This is a genomic window from Nitrosococcus halophilus Nc 4 (assembly GCF_000024725.1).
Classification (GTDB): Bacteria; Pseudomonadota; Gammaproteobacteria; order Nitrosococcales; family Nitrosococcaceae; genus Nitrosococcus; species Nitrosococcus halophilus.
The window spans coordinates 237,354-259,754 of the sequence record NC_013960.1; the positions used below are offsets into that span (position 1 = coordinate 237,354).

Annotated in this window: 24 protein-coding genes; 15 read left to right on the plus strand and 9 right to left on the minus strand. The window is 51.4% G+C overall.

Annotation, left to right across the window (positions count from 1 at the left end; genetic code table 11):
• The 5 genes from pspAA to NHAL_RS01155 all read right to left on the minus strand — a co-directional run bounded on the left by pspAA (nucleotide 1) and on the right by NHAL_RS01155 (nucleotide 4,943).
• Nucleotides 1–279, minus strand: a complete 279-nt coding sequence (gene pspAA, locus NHAL_RS01135) for a PspA-associated protein PspAA (RefSeq protein ID WP_013031326.1) — start codon at nucleotides 277–279, stop codon at nucleotides 1–3.
• 30 nt (nucleotides 280–309) lie between these two features.
• Nucleotides 310–1,011, minus strand: coding sequence for a PspA/IM30 family protein (locus NHAL_RS01140; protein WP_013031327.1), 702 nt, complete (start codon nucleotides 1,009–1,011; stop codon nucleotides 310–312).
• Nucleotides 1,012–1,100: 89 nt separating this feature from the next.
• Nucleotides 1,101–2,681, minus strand: a complete 1,581-nt coding sequence (locus NHAL_RS01145) for a bifunctional aminoglycoside phosphotransferase/ATP-binding protein (protein WP_013031328.1) — start codon at nucleotides 2,679–2,681, stop codon at nucleotides 1,101–1,103.
• Between the two features lie 58 nt (nucleotides 2,682–2,739).
• Nucleotides 2,740–3,951: a multifunctional CCA addition/repair protein gene (locus tag NHAL_RS01150; RefSeq protein WP_013031329.1), complete on the minus strand. Its 1,212-nt coding sequence runs from the start codon at nucleotides 3,949–3,951 to the stop codon at nucleotides 2,740–2,742.
• A gap of 8 nt (nucleotides 3,952–3,959) precedes the next feature.
• Nucleotides 3,960–4,943, minus strand: coding sequence for a complex I NDUFA9 subunit family protein (locus tag NHAL_RS01155; RefSeq protein ID WP_013031330.1), 984 nt, complete (start codon nucleotides 4,941–4,943; stop codon nucleotides 3,960–3,962).
• 192 nt (nucleotides 4,944–5,135) lie between these two features.
• Here NHAL_RS01155 and NHAL_RS01160 point away from each other — a divergent pair, with 192 nt between their 5' ends.
• The 12 genes from NHAL_RS01160 (at nucleotide 5,136) to NHAL_RS01220 (ending at nucleotide 17,364) form a co-directional block, all read left to right on the plus strand.
• Nucleotides 5,136–6,500, plus strand: coding sequence for an NAD-dependent succinate-semialdehyde dehydrogenase (locus tag NHAL_RS01160; protein WP_013031331.1), 1,365 nt, complete (start codon nucleotides 5,136–5,138; stop codon nucleotides 6,498–6,500).
• 207 nt (nucleotides 6,501–6,707) lie between these two features.
• The gene (locus NHAL_RS01165; RefSeq protein WP_041355273.1) at nucleotides 6,708–7,757 is read left to right on the plus strand and encodes an RNA-guided endonuclease InsQ/TnpB family protein; all 1,050 of its coding nucleotides are present in this window, start codon (nucleotides 6,708–6,710) and stop codon (nucleotides 7,755–7,757) included.
• Nucleotides 7,758–7,966: 209 nt separating this feature from the next.
• Nucleotides 7,967–9,007 carry a response regulator gene (locus tag NHAL_RS01170; RefSeq protein ID WP_013031333.1) on the plus strand — a complete coding sequence of 347 codons (1,041 nt, stop codon included), beginning with the start codon at nucleotides 7,967–7,969 and terminating at the stop codon, nucleotides 9,005–9,007.
• 490 nt (nucleotides 9,008–9,497) lie between these two features.
• Nucleotides 9,498–10,349, plus strand: a complete 852-nt coding sequence (gene prmC / locus NHAL_RS01175) for a peptide chain release factor N(5)-glutamine methyltransferase (protein WP_013031334.1) — start codon at nucleotides 9,498–9,500, stop codon at nucleotides 10,347–10,349.
• 63 nt (nucleotides 10,350–10,412) lie between these two features.
• Nucleotides 10,413–11,414, plus strand: a complete 1,002-nt coding sequence (locus NHAL_RS01180; protein ID WP_013031335.1) for a YbgA family protein — start codon at nucleotides 10,413–10,415, stop codon at nucleotides 11,412–11,414.
• Nucleotides 11,415–11,892: 478 nt separating this feature from the next.
• Entirely contained in the window at nucleotides 11,893–13,044 is a 1,152-nt protein-coding gene (locus NHAL_RS01185; protein WP_041355275.1) for an IS4 family transposase, read from the plus strand.
• Nucleotides 13,045–13,157: 113 nt separating this feature from the next.
• Nucleotides 13,158–13,730: a hypothetical protein gene (locus tag NHAL_RS20800; RefSeq protein WP_157862455.1), complete on the plus strand. Its 573-nt coding sequence runs from the start codon at nucleotides 13,158–13,160 to the stop codon at nucleotides 13,728–13,730.
• A gap of 89 nt (nucleotides 13,731–13,819) precedes the next feature.
• Nucleotides 13,820–15,037, plus strand: a complete 1,218-nt coding sequence (locus tag NHAL_RS01195; protein WP_013031338.1) for a HEPN-associated N-terminal domain-containing protein — start codon at nucleotides 13,820–13,822, stop codon at nucleotides 15,035–15,037.
• 108 nt (nucleotides 15,038–15,145) lie between these two features.
• On the plus strand, nucleotides 15,146–15,688 hold the full coding sequence (locus NHAL_RS01200) for an SEL1-like repeat protein (protein ID WP_013031339.1): 543 nt from the start codon (nucleotides 15,146–15,148) through the stop codon (nucleotides 15,686–15,688).
• Nucleotides 15,689–16,316: 628 nt separating this feature from the next.
• Entirely contained in the window at nucleotides 16,317–16,631 is a 315-nt protein-coding gene (locus NHAL_RS01210; RefSeq protein WP_013031341.1) for a helix-turn-helix domain-containing protein, read from the plus strand.
• Nucleotides 16,632–16,869: 238 nt separating this feature from the next.
• Entirely contained in the window at nucleotides 16,870–17,127 is a 258-nt protein-coding gene (locus NHAL_RS01215; protein ID WP_013031342.1) for a DUF4160 domain-containing protein, read from the plus strand.
• A gap of 6 nt (nucleotides 17,128–17,133) precedes the next feature.
• A complete protein-coding gene (locus NHAL_RS01220) occupies nucleotides 17,134–17,364 on the plus strand; it encodes a DUF2442 domain-containing protein (RefSeq protein WP_013031343.1) in 231 nt (76 codons plus the stop codon).
• A 177-nt stretch (nucleotides 17,365–17,541) separates the two neighbouring features.
• Here the strand turns inward: NHAL_RS01220 and NHAL_RS01225 are convergent, their stop codons facing one another.
• Nucleotides 17,542–18,579, minus strand: coding sequence for a GlxA family transcriptional regulator (locus NHAL_RS01225; RefSeq protein WP_013031344.1), 1,038 nt, complete (start codon nucleotides 18,577–18,579; stop codon nucleotides 17,542–17,544).
• Between the two features lie 433 nt (nucleotides 18,580–19,012).
• On the opposite strand from NHAL_RS01225, the gene NHAL_RS01230 reads away from it, so the two are divergent.
• Nucleotides 19,013–19,549 carry a hypothetical protein gene (locus NHAL_RS01230; RefSeq protein ID WP_013031345.1) on the plus strand — a complete coding sequence of 179 codons (537 nt, stop codon included), beginning with the start codon at nucleotides 19,013–19,015 and terminating at the stop codon, nucleotides 19,547–19,549.
• On the opposite strand, the gene NHAL_RS01235 is transcribed toward NHAL_RS01230, so the two are convergent.
• Complete coding sequence (locus NHAL_RS01235) at nucleotides 19,550–19,795, minus strand: hypothetical protein (RefSeq protein ID WP_162010814.1); 246 nt, start codon at nucleotides 19,793–19,795, stop codon at nucleotides 19,550–19,552. It abuts the gene before it with no gap.
• A gap of 495 nt (nucleotides 19,796–20,290) precedes the next feature.
• Between NHAL_RS01235 and NHAL_RS21435 the strand changes: the two genes are divergently transcribed.
• Nucleotides 20,291–20,449, plus strand: a complete 159-nt coding sequence (locus NHAL_RS21435) for a hypothetical protein (RefSeq protein WP_203434346.1) — start codon at nucleotides 20,291–20,293, stop codon at nucleotides 20,447–20,449.
• The gene (locus NHAL_RS01245) at nucleotides 20,416–20,880 is read left to right on the plus strand and encodes an OsmC family protein (RefSeq protein WP_203434347.1); all 465 of its coding nucleotides are present in this window, start codon (nucleotides 20,416–20,418) and stop codon (nucleotides 20,878–20,880) included. Before NHAL_RS21435 ends, NHAL_RS01245 begins: the two co-directional genes overlap by 34 nt.
• A gap of 94 nt (nucleotides 20,881–20,974) precedes the next feature.
• Here the strand turns inward: NHAL_RS01245 and NHAL_RS01250 are convergent, their stop codons facing one another.
• Nucleotides 20,975–21,823 carry a P-loop NTPase family protein gene (locus NHAL_RS01250; protein WP_013031346.1) on the minus strand — a complete coding sequence of 283 codons (849 nt, stop codon included), beginning with the start codon at nucleotides 21,821–21,823 and terminating at the stop codon, nucleotides 20,975–20,977.
• A gap of 11 nt (nucleotides 21,824–21,834) precedes the next feature.
• Nucleotides 21,835–22,200 (minus strand): TraK family protein, encoded by a 366-nt coding sequence (locus tag NHAL_RS01255; protein ID WP_013031347.1) that lies wholly within the window; start codon nucleotides 22,198–22,200, stop codon nucleotides 21,835–21,837.
• Nucleotides 22,201–22,401 lie beyond the last annotated feature (201 nt).

Consider the following 22,401-nt stretch of genomic DNA (forward strand, 5'->3'; position numbering starts at 1 on the left):
TCAGCCGGGAATGATCCCTTCTCCCTTAAACAGTTGTTGGGCCTCCTTGAGTTCCAGATCGGGAGCAGGCAGGATCACATCGGATTCGACTAGCTCCGTGGCGGCTACCGGCTCCCCCTGCTGGCGCACAAAATCCAGCATTTGGGCATAAGTAGTTTGGAAGTGGGCTTGATCGCCTTGAGCTACCGCAAGCACCACTTGGGCATCTAAATCGTTGAGTTGATCCAAGTGCCCACTGGGCATCCGGTACTGACCTTCGCTCATGATCCGGATTATCATGCTTTCGCTCCCTATTTTCTATGGCATTCTCTATTGGCCAAGGCGTTCTTTCATGGCGGCGAGTTCCGCTTCCACATTTCGGGAAGCGCTGATTTGCTTTAATTCTCGACTCAATTGATCCTCCCCAGAACGGGTAAGATCCACCAGTACCCCCGTTTCAGCCAGTTCGTCGATTGCTGCAGCGCGGGCTCGCATGCTTTCTGTTTTTTCCTCCGCCCGTTCGATGGCCAATCCCATATCCGCCAACTCCTCCGAGAGCCCGTGCACTGCTTCGCCAATGCGCACTTGAGCTTCTGCGGCGGTATATTGGGCCTTGAGGGTTTCTTTTCGGGTGCGGAATGTTTCCACCTTCGTACTGAGTCTGGTTTCAGCAGTGGTGAGCCTTTGTTGCTCTTGCTCCAACACCGAAAGCTGTTGTTCCAAATCGCCGAGCTGTTCCTGGCCAATTTGTTTTCGCTGCAGGGCGAGCCGGGCCAAATCTTCTCTGCCCGCCGCCAGCGCCTCTTCCGCTTGGGCGTCAAGTTGGCTCACTTGCTCCCTCACTCGGGCAGCTTGCAGTTCCACGCGGCGTTTCGAAGTCACGACCTCTACAATGCCCCGCTTGACTTTTTGCAGAAGCTCTACTTGCTTTTGATAAGAATATTCCAGGGTTTCGGCAGGGTTTGCGCTGCTTTCCAACAGCGCATTCATCTTCGCCTTTAAAATAGTGGCCATACGAGATAGGAGCCCCACGCTTTACCTCCTTGAAAGAAGCTGAGAAGAAATTGGGGGGTAGCCCCGCTATTTCTGGCAATTAAAATAATAGACCAAAAGAGCGGTCCTTAGGGGGTTGGGTGCAGTTGATGAAGAAGCTGTTCCCTCAGGCTCTCCATATCTAAAGGCTGGGAAGTTTCAATAGGAAGGGTTATGTTTTGCTCCGCTTCAGTCAGGGGTTCCTGAGTCGTTTGTTGGTGTTCCAGAACAGCCAGATCCGCATCGGAGGCATCCCTGTCCTGACGTTGGCGTTCCCGTATCCGCTGCTGTAATTGTTGGGGTTCACAGCGAAAATCCAGGATGGCAAAGGGCACGCCTAATGTTTGGGCTAAGTCTTGAAAGGCTTGGCGTTGTGCTTGCTTGAGAAAGGCCGCATCCACAAGGACAGGATACCCCGCTGCTAGCACTGTTTGGGCAAGTTGCTGGAGGTGCTGGTAAGTTTGGCGACTGGATTGTGCAGAATACATTCCGGTAGCCACCCCTTCACCGGGCCGGTCTCGGGGGTTCAAACCATGGAGGCGTTTGCGTTCAATATCCGAGCGCAAGCGGATGGCGCCGAGGTGATCGAGGAGGGGCTGACTCAAGGTGGTTTTACCGCTCCCGGAGAGGCCATGGGTAATGATTAAAAAAGTCTGGGCCGGTTGAATATAGCTTGAGGCCAGCTTCAGGTAACTGCGGTAGCGTTCCTTGATGGCTTGGGCCTCGGGGGCCGAGGGGGTTTGTCCCAAGCGGATAGCGGTGACCTTGGCCCGGACCAGGGCACGATAAACTTGGTAATAGCCCAATACCGCCAGTCCAGGATAGTCGCCGCTGCGTTCTAGGTAGCGGTTAAGGCAATGGTGGGCCAGGTCCGGACGACCCCGATCCTCCAGGTCCATGACCAGGAAGGCAAGCTCACTCATGACATCAATCCAACGCAGATTCTCATTAAATTCGATACAGTCAAAGATGATGAACTGGCTCTCCCTTAAGGCGATATTGCCCAGATGCAAATCGCCGTGGCACTCCCGCACAAAACCAGCCTTTTTACGGCCGATAAATTCTGGTTGCAGTTGCCGCCATTTTTCCTCCGTCCATTGCCGAAGGCGGGCCAGCCGCTTTTGATCCTCCTTCTCTTCTTCAAGGAAGCTGTTCACCTGTTCAAAGTTTTCTAAGGCCGGTTGCAGCACCGCCTCGGGGGTACCATAAGGGCTGTCTTGAGGGGCAATCGCAATGCTTTGGTGAAAGGCCGCTACTTTATGGGCTAAGTTTTCGATGAGCTTCGGGGATAATTCGCCCCGTTGCAAGCAGTAGTCTAGACGGGCTTGCTGGGGGAATTGGACCATTTTGACCGCGTATTCTATGGGGGTGTCGGCACCGCCAAGACGGGGATGGGCGGGACTGCCGCTGATAGGGACCACCTCCAGATAGATTTCGGGGGCAAGCCGCCGGTTGAGCCGCAGTTCCTCATGACAGTAGTGGCGGCGCTTGTCTAAGGTGGAAAAATCGAGAAAACCTAGATTAAGGGGTTTTTTGATTTTGTAGGCATAGGGTCCCGTCAGCACCAGCCAGGAAATGTGGGTTTCAATCAGGGTAAGGTTTTCAACGGCATGATGGTAGACCTTAGGCTGTTGGAGGGCTTTAATCAGGGTGCCCGCCGGTTCAGTCATATTCCCCCTCCATTAAGGTGATTGCACGTTTTGGTTCATCTTATAATTTTAAATTAGTTCAATTCGTTACGATTTGCTTAATCGCTTTAATTCGCTGCTGCTGGAGTTCTCGGGCAATCGCCTCTCCTTGGAAGCCCGCCGCCACCAGGGGCCGTGCGGTCACCGCCGCTGCCGCGTGAAAGGCGGAGCGAAGGCGGTCAGCCTGAGGGTAGGGTCGGTCCTCTAATCCCGCTCGACCCCGGGCATCCGCTTCACAGGCCAGCAAGAACTGATCGAAACGGGAAGGCCGACGGAAAGCGTCGACTCTATTGAGCAATTTAAGGAGGGTCCCGGGGCGCAACTCTTGAGCCCGATGCACTTGGTCATGGTAGCGGGCCACATGGACGGCAAGTTCCTGATAAGCTTTGGGAACCCGCAAGCGTTGGCAGAGGGTCAGGACCAAAGCGGCCCCCCGCTCCCCATGGCCCCGATGGTGGGGCCACTCAGAGGGGAGGGTTTCCCCCTTGCCCAGATCATGGATCAAGGCGGCGAAGCGGACTTGGGTGTCCTGGCTCAGGCGGGCGGCCATGTCTAGGACCTTCAAAGTATGGATGCCGGTGTCGATTTCCGGATGGTAACGCTTAGGTTGGGGGACGCCAAATAGGCGCTCGATTTCAGGGAAGATCCGGGCCAAGGCACCGCAGGCCCTGAGGATTTCAAAAAATCGCCGGGGGTGGGATTCGGCCAGGGCCTGCTCTAATTCCTTCCACACCCTTTCGGGCACTAAGTGATCTACCTCGCCGGCGGCCACCATGGCTTGCATGAGGGCCATGGTTTCGGGGGCCACTTCAAAATCAAAGCGGGCGGCAAAGCGGGCCACCCGCAGGATACGGACGGGATCTTCAACAAAAGCGGGGGAGACGTGCCGCAAGATCCCCCGTTCCAAATCTTGCCGCCCGCCGAAGGGATCGAAAAGCGCGCCCTCAGGAGATTCGGCGATGGCATTAATGGTGAGATCCCGACGCTGCAAGTCTTCTTCCAAGGTAACGTCGGGGGCGGCGTAAACCTCAAAGCCTTTGTAGCCTGGCCCGGTCTTGCGCTCAGTCCGGGCCAGGGCATATTCCTCCTGGGTTTGAGGATGAAGAAACACGGGAAAATCCTTTCCCACGGGGCGGTAGCCTTGGGCGAGCAGGCTGGCCGGGGTGGCTCCCACGACCACATAGTCCCGCTCCTTAACCGGGCGTCCTAGAAGCTTGTCCCGGACGGCACCACCGACGAGATAGATTTCCACGGGTATCTTTAGCTCAAACCGGTTTCTTCATGGCGATGGGCATGTCGCCGCAGTTCAAGATAGTGGGCCCTTTGGTTATGTTGGCCGAGATATCCAGGGACCACTGCATCAATGGTGGTGGGCTCGATCCCCAGTTCACTCAACCCATTTTGATGGCAGATGCTAGGTGCCTGCAAGGAGTCATAATTGTCCTTGGAAAAAGGTTTTCCAGGCAGGTATTCAAAAATGTCCGCCTGAAGGCGGCTCAGTTTATCGGAAAGCCCGATGACACGGCGTCTAAGGCCTAGGACCTTGGCCGTATACTCCACTAATTGCTGCAGCGTGTAGATCTTGGGGCCGCACAATTCATAGCTCTGGCCAAAACTGTCCTTATCCGGGAGGGTGCGGACAAAGGCTTGGACCACATCCTCCACATAGACTGGAGTAAGACGGGCATCCGGACAGGCCAAAGGGAAGACAAAAGGCGACAACTTGAGCAAGGTACCAAAGCGGTTGAAAAAACTATCCCCTGGGCCAAAGATGACAGAAGGCCGGAAGATGGTGACCTGAAGTCCCTGTTCCGCTAAGGCCAGCACCCGGGATTCCCCTTCCCCCTTGCTACGCAGATAATGACTGGCGCCCTGGTTGGCATCGGCGTTGAGTGCACTCATGTGGAGTAAGCGCTGGATGCCGGTATCGAGACAAGCTTGGGCCACTTTCTCTGGCAGATCCGCGTGAACTCGGCGGAAGCCGCTGCCGTCACGTCCTTTTTCATTGAGAATGCCCACTAAATTAATCACGCTATGGCAGCCGCTCAATTGGGCTGTAAGCTGGGCTGGATCGTGAATATCGGCTTCCTTGAGCTGCAAGCCAGGCAAGACAAGCAAATCCCGGTGCCGTTGCCGGTGCCGGGTCAGCACCCGCACTCTATAGCCATGGTCCACCAAATGGGCAGCTAGCCATCGACCAACAAAACCTGTACCTCCCAGGATGCAGACGGTCTGTTCGTTCATCAGCGTAGTTATTCTCCGTTATCTCAACTTCAAGATTAATACAGGTATCCCTGCTCTTACTTCACCAGGGATCATTAATTACCGTGTTATTTAGGATGTTGTGATTATAAACGCATCCCCTTTTAGTCAGGTAAAAGTATGCCCCCCTATACTTAAATTTAATGGCTTATTTTTCCTTAAGGAGACGTCACTATGGCTTTTGAAACTGTTAATCCGACCACGGGCCAATCTCTCAAAACTTTTAGCGCCTGGGACAAGGAGGCCATTGAAGAGGCCCTCCAGCAGGCGCAAGAGAGCCGCTTTGTTTGGGCAGCCCGACCTCTTTCGGAGCGTTGCCGCTTGCTAGAGGCGGTCGCCCAGCAGCTTCGGGAGCGCAAAGAAGACTTGGCTCGGCTGATTACCCTTGAAATGGGTAAGCTTGTCACCGAGGCCCGGGCGGAGATCGAGAAATGCGCCTGGGTCTGCGAATATTATGCCGAGCAGGCGCCCCGATTTCTCGCCGATGAGATGATTGAAAGCGATGCGGGCCGTAGCTATGTGGCCTTACAGCCCCTAGGCACTGTGTTGGCGATTATGCCTTGGAATTTTCCTTTTTGGCAGGTCTTTCGTTTTTGCGCGCCTGCCCTGGTGGCTGGGAATACGGCTTTATTAAAGCATGCCTCCAATGTTCCCCAGTGCGCCCTCGCCATTGAGCGGACTTTGCTGGAGGCTGGTTTTCCCCCAGGGGTGTTTCACACCTTGCTGGTCACCTCGGCCCAGGCGGCAGAGGTGATTGCCGATCCCCGGGTCCAGGGGGTGACCCTTACGGGGAGTGAGGCCGCCGGGCGTAAGGTGGCGGAATGGGCCGGCCAACACTTGAAGAAAACGGTGCTAGAGTTAGGGGGCGCGGATCCTTTCATTGTGTTGGCGGATGCCGATTTGGAACAAACGGTGCCGGTGGCCGTGCAGTCCCGTTTTCTCAATGGGGGACAAAGCTGTATTGCCGCTAAACGCTTTATCGTGATGGAAGAAGTGGCCAATGAATTTGTCGCCCGTTTTCGGGCTAGTCTGGAGGCTCTACGGCCGGGCGATCCCTTGGATGAGCAGACCACCCTCGCACCGCTGGCCCGGTTGGATTTGCGTGAGGGGCTCCACCGACAGGTGAAGGTCAGTATTGAACAGGGGGCGGTGGCGGTCGCCGGGTGCCAGCCCTTGCCAGGGCCGGGAGCCTATTATGCCCCTTCTATCCTGGACCGTGTGCAGCCGGGAATGCCGGCCTTCGAGGAGGAGCTTTTTGGGCCCGTGGCGGCGATTATTCGGGTTGCGGACCAGGCGGAAGCGGTCGCCATGGCCAATGCCTCTCGCTATGGTCTTGGGGGCAGCGTTTGGAGTCGGGATGTGTCGTGGGCTGAGCAGCTCGCCTTGCAACTCCAATGCGGGGCGGCCTTTGTCAATGGTCTGGTGAAAAGCGATCCCCGTTTGCCTTTTGGCGGGGTCAAGTGCTCCGGCTATGGGCGGGAGCTGTCTTGGCACGGGATGCGGGAGTTTGTCAATCAGAAGACTGTGTGGATCAAGTAATTAGGGAAATTTATTTTATAAACTCTTCGCTTAGCATTGAAGGAGTGCATGGACGCACGACGACCCCCCAGCGAGAGTGCGAAGCTTGCTACGCGGTGAGCGCGAGGGCCACATTACTTTCGTTTCGCCATGAATTCGCGTTTCGCGTAGTTGGCCAGCCCTTGAGTATTCTTTTGCCATAGGCGACAGTTGTGGCATGATGGCTGCGTGGTAACGCAACGGGCCTACAAATTCAGGTTTTACCCTACGCCCACGCAAAAGCGGCAATTGGCCATTGAATTCGGCCATGCCCGCTATGTGTGGAATTGGGCGTTGGAAACGCGAACGAAGGCGTATAAAGCGCAGGGCGAGTCGCTGAACACTATCAGCCTCAGCCGCCAATTGACGGTACTGAAGCAAACGGAATGCCCTTGGCTGAGCGAAGCCACCGCCAGTTGCCATACCCAAAAACTGAGGGACCAAGATACGGCGTTTAAAAACTTCTTCGCCGGTCGGGCCAAGTATCCCCGATTTAAGAAACGCCACCAAACGCAATCGGTGCGCTATCAACTCGATCAACGCCATATAGAAAAGAACTTCAACGCCGAAAGCAAGCGGTTGAAGCTGCCCAAGCTGGGTACGCTCAAGCTCAAGTGGTCTCAGCGTATGGGGGGCATCCCCAAAATGGTCACGGTCAGCAAAGACCCGGCTGGCCGTTATTTCGTCAGCATGGCCTGCGAGGTAGAGATTCTCCCCTTGCCTGTGCGAAGGAACGCTATCGGCGTGGATGTGGGCGTCAAGGATGTGGTTATCACTTCCGATGGGTATAAGTCGGGTGCGCCCAAATACACCTACCGCTATGCCCGTCAATTGAAGCGGGCGCAGCGACGCTTGAGCAAGAAGCGTAAAGGCGCCAACCGCCGCCGCCAGCAGCAACAGCGTGTGGCCAGAATTCATGCCCGGATAGCGGATAGCCGCCGGGATTTTCTGAACCAACAATCCTCGAAGCTGATTAACGAGAACCAAGTAATTTGTCTTGAGGATTTGAATATCAAAGGGATGTTGAGAAATCGCCGCCTGAGTAAAGCCGTCGCGGATTGCGGGACTATTCAAGAGCCCATGCCGCTCAAAGTTCGCGAGTGGGTTTGCCCGGACTGTAATACCAGCCATGATCGCGATATCAACGCGGCCAAAAATGTTTTGATGTTGGGTACGGCGGGGAGCGCCGAAACCGATAAAGCGCGTGGAGCGGTAAAGACCCCAAGGGCCGTGGCCTAGCCACCGTCTGAGGACCGCGAGGAAACGCGAATTCTCCAGACTGACAAGGTGAGGATGGACCGAACCGTAGTCAGTCATGGCGAAACTCCAATTTAGAACGGGTTCACGCTTTATCATTCAAGTTTGCCGCCATCCATCCGATGATAAACATCAAGATTAAAAACGATTGCCACCGTCTTTCTCTCTTACAAAGATAAGGATGCAAGTTTATGGCCCCACGTACCGCCTTAGTCGTTGATGACTCCAAGGTTGCCCGGATTGCAATCTCTAAATTGCTTAAGGAACGCAATTTTAATGTGGATGACGCCGCTTCCGGTGAGGAGGCTTTGGAATATTTGGAACACCACCGACCTGATATTGTCTTTATGGATGTCATGATGCCCGGCATGGGGGGACTGGAAGCGACCCGCGCCATTTTGTCGCAGGAAGCGACCCGCTCATTGCCCGTGGTGATGTGTACCGGAAAGGAAGCCGCAGCCGATCAAAATTTCGCCCTGGAAGTGGGGGCCAGGGATGTCTTGGCCAAGCCGGCGGGAGAGGAAAATCTCGATCGAGTCCTGCAGGCGCTGGTGACCGATTCTTCAGCCGCGGCGGCTACTGGGGAGGTGGATGCTTCTGAAAGGATACCCACCGCGACCCAAGGGGCTGATGCCAGGGGAGGGGCAACGACCCTTGCCACCCAAGAGATTGTTGAGCAGGCAGTCGCTGAGGCCCGTCGGGCTAGCCAAGAACTGGCAGAAGGTATTGCCCGGGAGGTGGCAGAGAGCGTAAGCCGGCAACTGGTTGAAAAACTTGTCCCGGAATTAGCCGAACAGGTCGCGAGAGAGACGGCCCAATCAGTGTCCCAGGAGGTTGCCGACAAGGCGCTGGTCGCCGCCCGGGAACAAGCGGAGCAAAAAGCCCAGGCGACGGCCGAAGCGGTCGCCCTAAAAGCCGGCCAGGAAGTGATGGGTAAGGCTGAAGAGGCGGTTAAAGCCATGGCTCGTTCTGCCGGTGCCCAGGCCGTAGCGGCCTTTTTAGAGCAGCAACAAGCTCAATTCCGGGAGACATTGCAAAAGGCTGCCGAGCAAACGGTAGCGGCAGCCGCAGAAAAACATGTGGCTTCGAGCTTCTCCCGTTATGCGCAAGAACAAGGTCGGGCTTTGATCCGGCAAATCATGGAGGAGACAGCCCAGGAAGAAGCAGTACCAAAGGAACCGTCTCAGCAAAGCCGCTCGGGTTTGTGGAAGTGGCGTTGGGGGCGGTCCTGAGTTAAGGAACTTGGCGGAATGCTCTATTCATAATTGCATGGGGTAGCCAGCGAGCCGTAAGGGCTGCTATTTTTCATGCCCGGATTGGTAAGGGGAAAACCAATTCGGGCATTTTTTTATAGGGGTAAGACAAGGAAAAAAAAAGGCTCCAATTGGAGCCTTTTAATAGGTCTTGAGCCTCTCTCTACTTATTATTTTTATAAAATAGTAATCTTATAAGCAGATCGTTAGATACTACTAGAGTCCGGATCTTCTTTGGAGAGGACAAAGGAAAGGAAGCTTCAGCCGAAAAGAAAAGGGCTTTAAGAATGTGACTACTCATGCCTTCCCCCACAGGTCTTGAGGGAGCACGAACAAACTTTTCATTATCAGGGTAAGATATCCCATTGCTGGATCATCCTGAGCTGACTTGGCCGACACTATAATCCATCGTGCCCAGGATTGCAAACCCTAAATCACATTTGACCCTTTTTTAATGGATAAGTTTAAGATGGCACCCCATATTTCTATTGCCTCGGCGATGGAGCTTGCTGCAGACCGCCTAGCTTCTACGGGCAGCGGGCGCTTAGAAGCCGAGCTATTGTTAAGTTATCTCCTGGAAGTAGAGCGAAGTTACCTGCACGCTTGGCCTGAGCAGGAGTTAACGTCGGTTCAATGGAGCTGCTTTGAGCAACTATTGCAGCGCCGAGCCAAGGGGGAACCCCTGGCTTATATCCGTGGCCGGCAAGAATTTTGGTCCCTTGACTTGCGGGTCACTGAAGCGACCTTGATTCCCCGCCCGGAAACGGAGCAGCTGGTGGAAGAGACCATAAAACGGATGGCCTTGGAACAAAGCCTTAAAATCGCCGATTTGGGAACGGGCAGCGGGGCTATAGCGCTGGCCATCGGGAGCGAACGGCCCCAGGCCCAGGTGATTGGGGCCGACATTTCAGCCGTTGCCCTTGCCGTAGCAAGGGAGAATGGGAGTCGCCTAGGGCTTGAAAATGTCACCTTTCGGCGAGGAGATTGGTTCGCTCCCTTAAGGGGGGAGCGTTTCGACCTCCTGGTTAGTAATCCACCCTATATCGCGGAAGGCGACCCCCATCTGACCCAAGGGGGTCTAGAGTTTGAGCCTGACACGGCTTTGATTGCGGGAGACAGGGGTTTGGAGGCGATACGCCATATTGCCACAGGGGCTCGGGAACACCTGGTCGAGGGGGGGTGGTTATTGCTGGAACATGGCTATGATCAGGGACCACTCCTTTTAGAATTGCTCACAACGCTAGGTTACCGGCAGGTAGTGGATTTTTGCGATTTGGCCGGGGTGCCCCGGGTGGTGGTGGGGCAATGGCGGGCTTGCTAAGATTAAGGAAAGTTCAGCTCTCTTCGGTGGTCTCGCCTCGGATAAATTGATAGGTCTCCAAAGATGTCTATGACCCCCGCCCCTCTCAAGGGAGAAACCCCGTCTCCCCAATCTCTTGGAATTCCCCGAATACGCATTGCGGTGAGCAGTTGCCTCCTGGGGGAGAAGGTCCGTTTTGACGGGGGTCATAAGCGAGATACCTATGTGACCGAGGCCCTGACTGCCTATTTTGATTTTGTTCCCGTTTGCCCGGAGGTGGCCATCGGGATGAGCATCCCCCGGGAGCCAATCCATATTGTTAAAACCGACCAGGGGCCGCGGGTAAGGGGCATACGGCATAGGGATCTGGATGTCACCGACAAGCTGCGCCAGTTTGGAGAAGCCATGGCCGAAGAACTGGAGGATATCGACGGCTATATCTTGAAGAAAGACTCGCCAAGCTGCGGAATGGAGCGGGTTCGGGTTCATGGCACTGGGGGCGCCCCTTCCCGGACAGGGGTAGGGATGTATGCCCAGGCTTTTATGAGGCGGCGACCCTGGCTGCCGGTAGAGGAAGAGGGGCGTTTGAACGATCCGGTATTACGGGAGAACTTTTTTGAGCGGGTTTTTGTCCATTACCGCTGGCGGCAGATGCAGGCGGAGGGAATGACGCCCGCGGCTTTGGTGGAATTTCACAGCCGGCATAAATTTGCGGTCATGGCCCATAGCCAAGCGGTTTACCGGCGTTTGGGGCGCTTGGTGGCAAAGGCGGGCAGCGAGCCCATTGAAACATTGGCGGCAGCCTATGGGGCGGAATTGATGAGCGCCCTGAAAAAATGTGCCACCCGAAGGGGACATGCCAATGTGCTGATGCACCTGCTAGGATTTTTACGCACCCAGCTGGATAAAGAAGACCGGGCGGAACTCCTAGAGTCCATTGAAAATTACCGCCTGGGTCTGGTGCCCTTAATTGTCCCCATCACTTTGCTCAAGCATCATTTCCGGCGCCACCCCAACCCCTATGTGAACAAGCAATATTATCTTAATCCCCACCCTCCTGAATTAATGCTGCGGAATTTGATTTAATTCCTCAATTTTCCTCAGCTCGCTTAAATTCTTTTCTCTTGTGCTCTTTTTGTCTTGGTGAAAATCCGGGTAGAGCGTTTCCCTTATGTAGGAGATATACGGGTAGTTTAAGAAATTAAGGTCCTGCTACGTCGATATTCGTATCTCATTTATTCGGGAAACGCTCTAGAGATTTCCGTGTCGCTTCCAGGCGGTTGTCGTGGAGCAGGTGGCAGGTAAGCTTTCTTTCGCTACGGGTTCCATGCTGAGGGTGACTAAAGTTTGTTAGTAAGGAGACGAAATTACTGAAAGTGGTCCTCCCGTTTGACATTCCAGTGGGTGATTTCTAACCAATATGCAGGCAAACTTGCCTGATTTTTAAGTTAATATCAAGTCACTACTGTCCCACTAAGAATTAACGAAAAAGGCCTGAAAACCAACTTGTTTTGATACAATGAAATCACGACAAATCATTGAAGAACAAGAAGGAGTTCAGGCCTTGACACATCATAATACTGTATTTTCTCAGTTACTGAAACTAGTCCCGAGACATGAATTCGTGGTGCTGGCAAATCAGCACCACGAGGGCCGGAAACTACGCAAGATGACCCGTTGGTCACAATTTGTTTCCATGGCACTGGCACAGCTGTCAGGGCGCACTAGTTTGCGTGATGTGGTCAGTAATCTATCGGCTCAGGCCAGAAAACTCTACCTTTTAGGTGCCGTGCCGGTGAGCCGCTCCTCTCTAGCCCGGGTTAATGAGAAACAACCCTATGCACTGTACGAAGCGTTATTCGCCAAACTGTTTTCCCGCTGTCAAGGGCTCGCGCCCCGTCATGGTTTCCGGTTCAAGAACAAGCTCTACTCACTTGATGCTTCTACTCTCGATCTGTGCCTGAGCGTCTTTCCCTGGGCGAAGTTTCGAACCACCAAGGGGGCCGTCAAGCTCCATGTCGGTCTGGATCATGACGGGCTGCTCCCCGCATTGATGACCGTCACTAACGGCAAAGTCCACGATATTACCGTGGCCCGTACTTTGGCATTACCCAAAGGCAGTATCGTGGTCTTCGATCGGGGCTATACCGATTATGATGGGTATCATCAACTCAATACCCAGGGCATCTTTTTTGTCACGCGCCAACGTAAAAAGGCCCGCTATCGCGTGGTTGAACGCCGTAAAGTCGATAAATCCAAGGGCCTGACGAGCGATCAGACCCTCGAACTGACCGGCGCCAAGGCCCGAAACTGCCCGATCGCTCTGCGCCGCATCGGCTTTAAGGATTTTGACACCGGTATCCGGTATTGCTTCCTGACCAACAATTTTCATCTTGCTGCCAGCACTATCGCGGCAATCTATAAGTCCCGATGGCAGATCGAACTGTTTTTCAAATGGATAAAGCAGAATTTAAAGATCAAGCGTTTCTTGGGAACCTCAAAAAACGCCGTCATGACCCAACTCTGGATCGCCCTTTGTGCCTATTTATTGCTCGCTTATCTCAAGTTCGTCAGCAAAATAGACTGCTCTCTTCAGCAGATTATTCGATTGCTCCAGCTCAATCTGTTTGAGCGGCGCGACCTTCAAGCATTGCTACGAGGCGATCCGCCAGAACCAGAACTTCTACCTCTTCAGGCTTCATTGCAGTTTTCGTGAAAGTTTATGGGACAGTAGTGATATCAAGTTATCAAGGTAAATTTGCCTGAATGAAACATTCTCATAGCAAAAGCGCCTAAATTACCCTGTGATCTTAACTTATCAGAGCGTATTTGTCTGAGGATAAATTGTTAGGCGCGCCTATGCTTCCATCGAACCTCAAAGGACCGGGAGAGACGATAACCAGTTTAAATGCAGAAGCGTTTATATCCGACAATTCTGGAAGATATCCGAATCTAGATCCGGATTTCATTTCGCAGATTTGTTTTGAACACCCAACTCGATTCGATTCGTTTTTTCCGGGCTTTAACCCACAAGAACATACTGCGCTTCGTACCGAGCGTTCGGCTAGTTGGATTAAAGGGAATATCAGATATGACAACGATGATGATTTACGATTCTGGTTTAAACAATTCGACGATTTTCGTAGTGCGGGTAAAGGTTCTAAGGTGTTCGAGTATATGATCGAACATAGGAATTGGTCGTTCCCGCCAGTAATTGTTGAGTGGAGGTTCGCGCAAGAACTGGGGGCTCCTAGTTACGTTGGTCGCCCATACTATCTCGTCGAAGGAACTCACCGCGTATCCTATTTGCTGCGCATGCTGGAATTAGGTTTGGTGAAAGAGACAGATAGTTATCAACTTATAGTGATTACACCTAACCAGGCGATGGAGTCCGACACTTGATCGCTTCCTTCTTTCGCTTCCGCTCCGGTCGGTCGCTCTCAAATGCGGCTCATCGCCAACGTTAAATTCTACTCAAGGAACTTTGCAAAATGGGTATAGCAAAGAGAATGTGGGAGGAAGAACAGGATAGAGGCTATAGCTCTAATGAAGGAAAAACCGTTTGTTCAAATTGCTTTGGCGAATATGCTCTCAAGCAGTTTATAGAAGAACATCACACTCACTTTAACTGCTCATACTGTGAGGCAGAAGGCGAAGATATCATCGCTTGCGAGTTGGATTCTTTAATTGATCATATTCTAACTAGCATCCGTTATGAGTGGGGGCATCCTGCGGATGAAGGGCTACCTTACGAAACTCGTGAGGGTGGGTGGCAAGTAGCAACAGTTTATGACACATGGGAATTGCTTGATGAAATTGGTTTGGGTAATCAATGTGGCCAGATTTATGAAGATATTTGTAGCTCTATTCATAATCAAGAGTGGTGCGAAAGAGATCCGTATTCATTAAGCATGGATAGAACCTTAATATTTGGTTGGGAAAAATTTTCAGATTTTGTGAAAAACAAAGCCAGATATGTGTTTTTTAAAGCAAAAAACCCAGATTATGACGAGGAGCAGCACGACGAAATGGATCCGGTTAGAATACTTGATGCTTTAGAAAATATTATAAAGCAGACCGGATTAGTGAAATCAGTTGATGTTAATACACAAATACGAAGAGTAAGAATTATTGATCCAGAAGAAAATCTGACAACTGCCAAAGAACTCGGCTCTCCTCCCAGTGAATCTGCTACCATGGCTAACAGAATGAGTCCTGCTGGAATTCCAATGTTTTATGGTGCATTCGATTTTGATACAGCTATCAAAGAAACCTACGAGCCTTGCCTAGAAAGTAAGAAAGCCATTTGTGGAGTTTTTGAACCTGTTAGGTCATTGTCCGTAATTGACCTCTCGGACACTCCATATTTGCCAAGCTTATTTGACGAACACGCAAGGCACAATCGTAGCAATTTGAGCTTTCTCTATGATTTCATAGCTGATTTTACTAAGCCGATTGAAAGAAATGATCGAGTACACGTTGACTATGTGCCGACCCAAATAGCTACTGAGTATATTAGGCATATTTTTAAAACTTATGAAGGTAGCGAAATTGATGGTGTGATTTATCCAAGCTCAAAAAACAAAGGAAAGAAAGCAATAGTTATTTTCGCTACCTCAGAGCAGTGTGTAGATCAAGATAGTTCAATGATGAGTGATTCTACGCTGAGGTTAGTAAATGTCGAATCGCGAGAGCTAGAAGGAATTTAACAAGTACCTGCACGAGATTCCAGCCACTGTGTGGCTTCTATCTGTGATGCAAGCGTTAGACGGAGCATGGTTGTGAAACCTATTTCCTGCACGTTTTAAGGAGAAGAAATGGAAAACACAGTTTGGTTCAAGCGCTTGGGGGCTACTTTCTTGCTTGTCATAAGTGTCTCGGTTTGGGCTGAAGATTGGGGCCGGTTAGTGATTCAGTGTGGCGATGCTGGAAAGCTCCGGGGCACGCAATTCTGCACTTACCTCAATGAGTTAACCGGCTGTGCAAAGAATGGAACAACCATGCTTGATGGGTATCAGTGTACCAAAAAGCTTGCGGACCTCGGAAACCCGTTAGCGGCAAATCAGCTTGGCCTCTGGTACTTGCAGGGGCGAGTTGCACCGCAGAATCTCAGCGAAGCCCGTAAGTATCTGTATTTTGCAGCCGTGAACAGATTACCATCGGCTATGCGCCGTATGATGCAACTTGAGAATATGCAAGGTAACTTAGTTAGAGCATATGCGTGGGCTTTAATTGGGGCGGCATTTGAAGACAAGACGTCTATTTTCTATCGGGATGAGATACGAGCGGTTTTGACAGATAGCAAGAGGCAGAAAGCTGAAACGATCGCGTCAAAGATATTTGAGCTGATTGCGCGATAACTTGCTTCAAGTAGAGGCAGATGTGATATAAGTCCCTATGAATAAGGTCACAAAACACAAAAGAGCACAAAATAGGGTCAGGTCTTGTATCATGCTTACATATAGCTCTCCTAACACGGCGGTTCAGGCGGATCCAAGTGCCGCCGCGATTTTTGTGGTAGATTTAGGGCTGCCCAGGCGCTCCGCGCTGAGGTCCAAACGCCTAAGCCGATAGCTCAGCTCCGCCATTCGGTTCCATATCAGGCTTGGAATCATTCCAAAAGCTCTACTAAAGGATGGGCATTGCATGAATACGCCATTGGCGTATAATGTTTTGATGTTCATCTTCGTCGAGTCATCAGCTTTCGAAAGAGTCTGCTCCGTATACCTAAACGATGATGAGTACGCCGAGCTTCAACAATACATGATCCGAAATCCTGAGGCTGGTCAGGTCGTACCAGGATCCGGTGGGGTCAGAAAGTTGCGGTGGACGCGGCAAGGAATGGGTAAGCGTGGCGGACTACGAGTAATTTATTTCGTGCGGTACAAACCAAACGAGTTCTGGATGTTAACTGCCTACTCCAAGGCAAAACATGACAATGTCCCCGCACATATTCTGAAACAATTAAATTATTAGAGGCATTCGGAAATGAGTAATAAGCTTAGTGGAAAGGAGCTAGAGAGATTCGAGGCTCAACGCGACGTGTGGCAAGAGGTCCTGGAAAGCGTCAAGGAAATTAAGGCCGGTGGAGGTAAACGCCGAAAAGTCGAACCGGAGTCAGATGTAGTACGCATAAGGCTAAAAAGCGGGCTCTCGCAGGCGCAATTTGCTTCTGTTTTGGGTGTGTCCAAACGCACTCTTGAACAGTGGGAGCAGGGTCGTCGTGAGCCATCGGGCGCAGCAAAGACTCTACTCAAAATTGCAGAGCGTCATCCTGAAGTTTTACGCAAGGTTGCAGTATAAGGCTACCGCGAGCAGCCGAGTCCATCGGTCATTTAGGGGTCGAACAAGTCGTTGTGTTTGGATCTCAAAACACGGCTTGGCTTTTGTGAATAGTGTAAATGGGTTAGGTCAAACAATCCATGTGCTCTAAGGCTTGCGAGATAGGAAGATATGGTCTAAATTGACGGATGCAAGGAGCTGGCTTCGCTAGCCCCCTGATCCGCGACGTTAGGCATTCAATGAAAAAAGAGTGGAAGGAATGCCCGAAATAAGCCGCTTCCTAGGCATCGTCATCTATATGTACTACCGTGATCATGCGCCGCCGCATTTTCATGCGGAATACGGTGACTATGAAATTACAGTAGAGATTGAAAGAGGCGTGGTTACTGGTAAGTTTCCTCGGCGCGCCTTGTCTGCTGTATTAGAGTGGTACCTTGAGTATAAGGACGAGTTGCTGGAAAATTGGCGGCGAGCGGAGAAGCGGCAGCCTCTACAGAAGATTGAACCGCTGGAGTAGTCAAGTATGTTTCCTCATATTACCGAAGCAAAATACATCGATGGTTATAAACTGTGGCTTAAATTTAATGATGGAACAGAAGGTCGAATTGATCTTTCATCGGAATTATACGGTGAGATATTTGAACCTCTAAAGGATATAAACTATTTCAGGCAATTCAGCATCCAGGGCAACACTGTCGCTTGGGAAAACGGAGCTGATTTTGCACCCGAATTTTTGCGGGAGCACATTACCTAACAAACCGCTCAAGTAAAGTATCAGGTCAGATTTTGTCTAGTGCTTTTTTATCGTCGGTCCTTTCCCAAGGAAATCAATGCGCAGCTTAGCTCTCATTATTCACGTATCCGGCATTACCAAGATCGCAATTAAACACTAATCAAGACCTGACTCGATTAGAAAAGAAGCCTATTGTAATCACTCTATGGCCCCTGAAGCTCTGAAAACCGGTTGGAACATGCGGCGGTACTGACTCGGGGAAAGGCCGGTTAATCGTTTGAATAGCCTTCGGAAGAAAGAGGGGTCTTCGTAACCGACTTCCTCACTGATTTCCTCCACAGGCATTGCTCCAGATTCGAGTAGGCGCTTTGCCTCTTCCACGCGCAAGTTCTGTAAGTACTCGATAAGCGTAGAGCCGGTAGCTGCTTTGAAGCGCCGCTTCAGGGTGCGTTCGGGGATTTTGGATAACTCGATCACCTGCCTGATGGCGTCTGTTTCTCGGAAATGCTGGCTAAGCCATTGCTCGCAGGTCCGCACCACAGAATCGGCATGGGGATTTCTGCGCACCAGGGTGGCATAGGGTAATTGGCCTTCCCCGTGCCATTTCAGAAGATATACTTTGGCAATTCGCAGTGCCTCTCCCGGACTGCAATGGCGCGAAATGATGTGGATGGCAAGATCGTGCCAAGAAGTGGTGCCACCGGCAGTGACGATCCGGCCCGCCGGATCGGCAAAAACAAGATTCGGTTCCGGACGGAAACGGACTTTGGGGTATCGTTTGCCAAAAAGATCTTGATAGCCCCAGTGGGAAGTGGCCTCGCAACCATCCAGCAAACCGGTTTCGGCCAGCATCACTGTACCGGAGCAGGCGGAGTAAAGCAGGGTGCCTTCTTTATACTTACGGCAAATCCACTCCATGAGTTCTGGGTAGCGCCCATGTAGGTCCTCGTCCGGACCCAGCCAGAGTTCAGGCAATATCAAGATTTGGGCCTTGGGATTGTCCGCGACCGAGAAATCAGGGGCAACCGGAATACCATGACCGCATTTGAAGGCTTCCCTAGTGGGGGCGACGATGCGGACTTGGAACAGTCTCTGCTCCGGTTCTGTGCGCACCAGGGTCTGCCATATATTTCCGGCCGCCAGGAGCACATCCACCATCCCGTATAGGGCGGAGCCCGCAGTCTCCGGTACGGCGACAATCAAGGTTTCTATAGGACCCTTATTGGAACTTGTCATAATGATTACCTTTAAATAACGTCAATTCCGAATAATTGGGTTTCCCTTTTGATGGTGCACATCGCGATGCTCTGTGCACCCTACAAAACCGCGGCTGTAGGGCAGGGCTAACGCATGAAAACTCCGGCTCCAAAGAGATCCCCATGGGTAAACCCGTAGGTCTCTATGGGAGTTAATTTTTCGGAGGTGGAAATAGCATTTGTCAGAATATTTTCTATAATTCAAACTGTGATGGTTTAGTTGTACTTAAAAATAAAATTAATTGGTTGATATTTTATATTTTTGTTTTTTTCGGCATGAAAAGTGCCTAATTCTATGCAGCTTACCTTGAGTTTATGTAGGAAACTTTCACATATATCCTACCGTTGCGGATCGTACGGGTACGGCATTTGCCAAACCCTCTCTTTTTCTTCGACAGGGTTAGGGAAACTCGATGGATAGAAAATATGGGCTTGCACCTTTGGGTGCTGTTTTGCTTAGTCTCGGGCTAGCTGCTCCGGGGTCGGCTACTGGAGACTGCATTCCAGTGCCAGTAAAGGGAAAAATTTTCAATAATGCGCTGGGTCCCGGGAGTACGTTGGGAACCGTACACATTATTTTCGGTACAGAAAAATTTAAGTGTGGGATAAGGGGAGACGGAAAGTATCGGGATCCTGAAGACCCTCACTATGAGGGGCCTCTGAACTTCGATCACACCATAGTGTGCGATGATGATACGGGTGATGATTTCCCGGTTCATTCCCAATTATTGTGGGACACGAGTGGCGAGGCAACAATCGAACTAGAAGATTGTCCGAATGGCCTTCAGAGCTACTCTTTTTGGGAAAAATCGTGGCCTGTGCCTGGCACTGGAACGGGTCGATTCCAGGGGGTAACGGGCGGTTCCATTACCATCGAAGGAACCTTATTCTGTAATCTGGCAATTGATATGGAGTTTTCCGGAGAATTGTGTATCAAGGCGCCTGATTAATTAGGATGTTGGCGGCGCCTTTTTGCGAATGACATTGACGGTAACGCTCACCGGCACATCAGGATGACAAATTCTTTTTCCGCCAATTCCCGGTTGTCCGTTAGGATCAGAAGGGGCTATGGCAATTATTTCCGGGAGAATAAGCTGTCCATAGTAATTTTCAGTTGCAAAAGCTGGGAAGAGCCAGGACTGCTCCACTAAAGCCCGCCTGCGTGGCAAGCACAAAAAGGCCACTTGGGATGGCACTTTCCTACGTCAACTTCTCCGGTCCCATTTTCTGTATTCACGAATCCTCAGCCTCTTGCGCCAAGGCATCATAGAGGATGGAGATGCTTGATCTTAAAGGCTCATTCACTGACTGGAACACCGGGGGCCCAAAAAAATAGCCCGGAAGAAATGGGGGGATCCGGGCTATTGGGAAGGCCAAATACCACGAATTTTCCGCCTCGTGGTCAGGCGACATTAGATAGGCTTTTAAGGTATAAGTTTATTTTCATGCTCACGGGAGTTCTATCCAGGAATACCCCCAGATGAGAGACTCTGTCTGAAGTCGGAAGGTCGCAGACCCCTCTCTGTGGGTGGGTTCTCTAAATAGTGGCACAAATGCCCCGATATTGTCCAAAATCCATCTTATGTAACCGCTTGTCAAGGTCTATTGTGTATCTCAAGTCGCTTCCAGGTTGTTACGCGGCCTAAGCGACCCACTGAAAATCGACCTCTATTTTATTTAGGAGAAAGGCAATGACCAATCAGACAACGAACCAGCAAGAGCAAACCCTTACCAACGGCGTGTATGTCAATGGCATCAATATGGACATTCTGCAAGGGACTGTTCATGCTATCGAACAGGAGCCTGATCTAGGGCAATGCAAATTCCGCGCGCGCAATATACATGGCTAGGGGGTAATCATAATTCCAGCACGATTACCGGCTTCTATGGTGCCAAGCAAGAAATAGCCCACAAACAAATGTTTGTGTTGCATGCGGATGAACCGCCCCTACTAGCGGGAGGTGATGAGGGCGCCAATCCGGTCGAATATCTGCTCAATGCCCTGGCCGCTTGTGTCACTACCAGCATGGTGGCTCATGCCGCAGTGCGGGGCATCCATATTGAGGAACTGGAGTCTGAGATTGAAGGCGATATTGAACTGCGTGGTTTTTTGGGGCTTTCTAATGATGTCCCGAAGGGCTTTAGCGACATCCGGGTGAGCTTCAAGGTTAAGGCTGATGTGGATAATATGGAACGCCTTAAAAAATTAACGGAGTACTCACCCGTGTTTAATACTATTACCCAGGGCGCGAATGTGGATATTCAAGTGGAGGCAAAATAAAAGCTTGGCCTAGCAGCCAACCTAGATGACTCGCTTTAGCCGGGCATTATGGGTTGGCTGCAAGAGCCTAAGGTTTCTTTTCCCTTCCTTCTAATCAAGTTTTAGAGGTACTGCTCGTTTTTTTCCGTTTTTTTGCTGCTTCGGCCGTTGTCGTCGTGGTTTTTGCCGTAGACTTTGTAGCCGCGGGTTTTGCAGCCACAGGTTTTTCCTTTTCCGGCACTCCTAATACCCGATCCATTTGTTCAAACAGGGATTTTTTCATTATTTTAAGGCGGTGTTTGGACATGAGCTTAAAGTGCTCGGACTCAATCGCCTGGTTAAAGGTCATCCGGTCTTCGAGCATTTGTTGCACATCTTCCCCAAAGGTTGCCTGGTTATAGCGGTCAATCGTCACAACCCCCTTCACACGTCCTTGGTGGTCCTGGAAAACTTTCATTTTCTCGAAAGTCTTGCCTTCTTTTTCGATGGGACCGAAATAGTGATTCAGCCATACCACCATTTCTGCTGAGGCCGGGAATTGACTGGCGAGGGCATCAAAGCCGGAGAGGGTATCAAGCAACGATTGACCGCCGGTGACTACCGGGTGAATGACGACCGAGTGACCGAGAGCCTGGAGCATGTCTATTGCCTCGTTCTCCACCAGATAGGAGGACAGGGGAATAAAGCTGGACGCTCCATTATCAATGACTACTTCCGCGTCCCGATTTTCCGCAATGAGTTCCATGAGCCGGTCAAATTCCCGCTCATCAATCGTGTTCTCTTTTAATAACTCTATCCGCTTGACCGAAAAAGCCGTGTAACCGGAAAAAGTGGCATTTACCGGGTCGGTATCCACACAGATCAGGGGAACGTGATTTTCCTGGCGATGTTGGGCAATCAGCGCGGAGACCAGACTTTTGCCAACGCCGCCTTTTCCTTGCAGGGTAAAATGCGCTCGTGCCATGGGGTACTCTCCTAAATGAGCTCTTCTTTGCTTTTGCCTCTCGCGTCAAACTTAAAGCGTTTGGTTGAGGGTTTTTTAGCTGGTTTGACTGCTTTCTTGGGTTTGCTCAGGGGGGGTGAGGGCGGCTTTTCGGGAGGACGGGTTGGTTGTGGTTGCTCGCAGTCCTTGAGGTAGCGATTTACATACTCCATGAAGGTCCGATATTGGACTGGCATGGTTCCTTTCTCGTGTAGCAGCGCCCACACGGTTTTGGCCGGGTAGCCGTCTTTCAGTGCCCTGGCGATCTCGCGGCGTTGAGCTAAAAATGCTTGCCGCCCATCGCCCCGTTGGCCGCTACGGGCCTGGGTGCGTTGTTTTAATTCCTCAGATAGGGTCATGGATCCCCCTTATCACATCTATCCTCACTTTCCCACACGCAACGTCACTTTACCACACTTTAACCGCACTGCAAGCACCTTTTGACTCTGAACAGTTTTTCCTTTGACCAGTATGTTTAGGGGGCGATATGTTGGAGTACATTCACCAAGAGGGCCTGGTTTTCTCCCGCCGAGATTCTGGGAGGTTTACGCATAGGGAAG

What these genes read in the sequence shown, in the direction of transcription:
- NHAL_RS01195 (WP_013031338.1), top strand. Translation starts at nt 13,820, where the DNA reads ATGGGTATAGCAAAGAGAATGTGGGAGGAAGAACAGGATAGAGGCTAT.
- NHAL_RS01250 (WP_013031346.1), bottom strand. Translation starts at nt 21,823, where the DNA reads ATGGCACGAGCGCATTTTACCCTGCAAGGAAAAGGCGGCGTTGGCAAA.
- NHAL_RS21435 (WP_203434346.1), top strand. Translation starts at nt 20,291, where the DNA reads ATGACCAATCAGACAACGAACCAGCAAGAGCAAACCCTTACCAACGGC.
- NHAL_RS01245 (WP_203434347.1), top strand. Translation starts at nt 20,416, where the DNA reads ATGCAAATTCCGCGCGCGCAATATACATGGCTAGGGGGTAATCATAAT.
- prmC (WP_013031334.1), top strand. Translation starts at nt 9,498, where the DNA reads ATGGCACCCCATATTTCTATTGCCTCGGCGATGGAGCTTGCTGCAGAC.
- NHAL_RS01200 (WP_013031339.1), top strand. Translation starts at nt 15,146, where the DNA reads ATGGAAAACACAGTTTGGTTCAAGCGCTTGGGGGCTACTTTCTTGCTT.
- NHAL_RS01215 (WP_013031342.1), top strand. Translation starts at nt 16,870, where the DNA reads ATGCCCGAAATAAGCCGCTTCCTAGGCATCGTCATCTATATGTACTAC.
- NHAL_RS01145 (WP_013031328.1), bottom strand. Translation starts at nt 2,681, where the DNA reads ATGACTGAACCGGCGGGCACCCTGATTAAAGCCCTCCAACAGCCTAAG.
- NHAL_RS01160 (WP_013031331.1), top strand. Translation starts at nt 5,136, where the DNA reads ATGGCTTTTGAAACTGTTAATCCGACCACGGGCCAATCTCTCAAAACT.
- NHAL_RS01225 (WP_013031344.1), bottom strand. Translation starts at nt 18,579, where the DNA reads ATGACAAGTTCCAATAAGGGTCCTATAGAAACCTTGATTGTCGCCGTA.
- pspAA (WP_013031326.1), bottom strand. Translation starts at nt 279, where the DNA reads ATGATAATCCGGATCATGAGCGAAGGTCAGTACCGGATGCCCAGTGGG.
- NHAL_RS01170 (WP_013031333.1), top strand. Translation starts at nt 7,967, where the DNA reads ATGGCCCCACGTACCGCCTTAGTCGTTGATGACTCCAAGGTTGCCCGG.
- NHAL_RS01155 (WP_013031330.1), bottom strand. Translation starts at nt 4,943, where the DNA reads ATGAACGAACAGACCGTCTGCATCCTGGGAGGTACAGGTTTTGTTGGT.
- NHAL_RS01210 (WP_013031341.1), top strand. Translation starts at nt 16,317, where the DNA reads ATGAGTAATAAGCTTAGTGGAAAGGAGCTAGAGAGATTCGAGGCTCAA.
- NHAL_RS01230 (WP_013031345.1), top strand. Translation starts at nt 19,013, where the DNA reads ATGGATAGAAAATATGGGCTTGCACCTTTGGGTGCTGTTTTGCTTAGT.
- NHAL_RS01220 (WP_013031343.1), top strand. Translation starts at nt 17,134, where the DNA reads ATGTTTCCTCATATTACCGAAGCAAAATACATCGATGGTTATAAACTG.
- NHAL_RS01255 (WP_013031347.1), bottom strand. Translation starts at nt 22,200, where the DNA reads ATGACCCTATCTGAGGAATTAAAACAACGCACCCAGGCCCGTAGCGGC.
- NHAL_RS01180 (WP_013031335.1), top strand. Translation starts at nt 10,413, where the DNA reads ATGTCTATGACCCCCGCCCCTCTCAAGGGAGAAACCCCGTCTCCCCAA.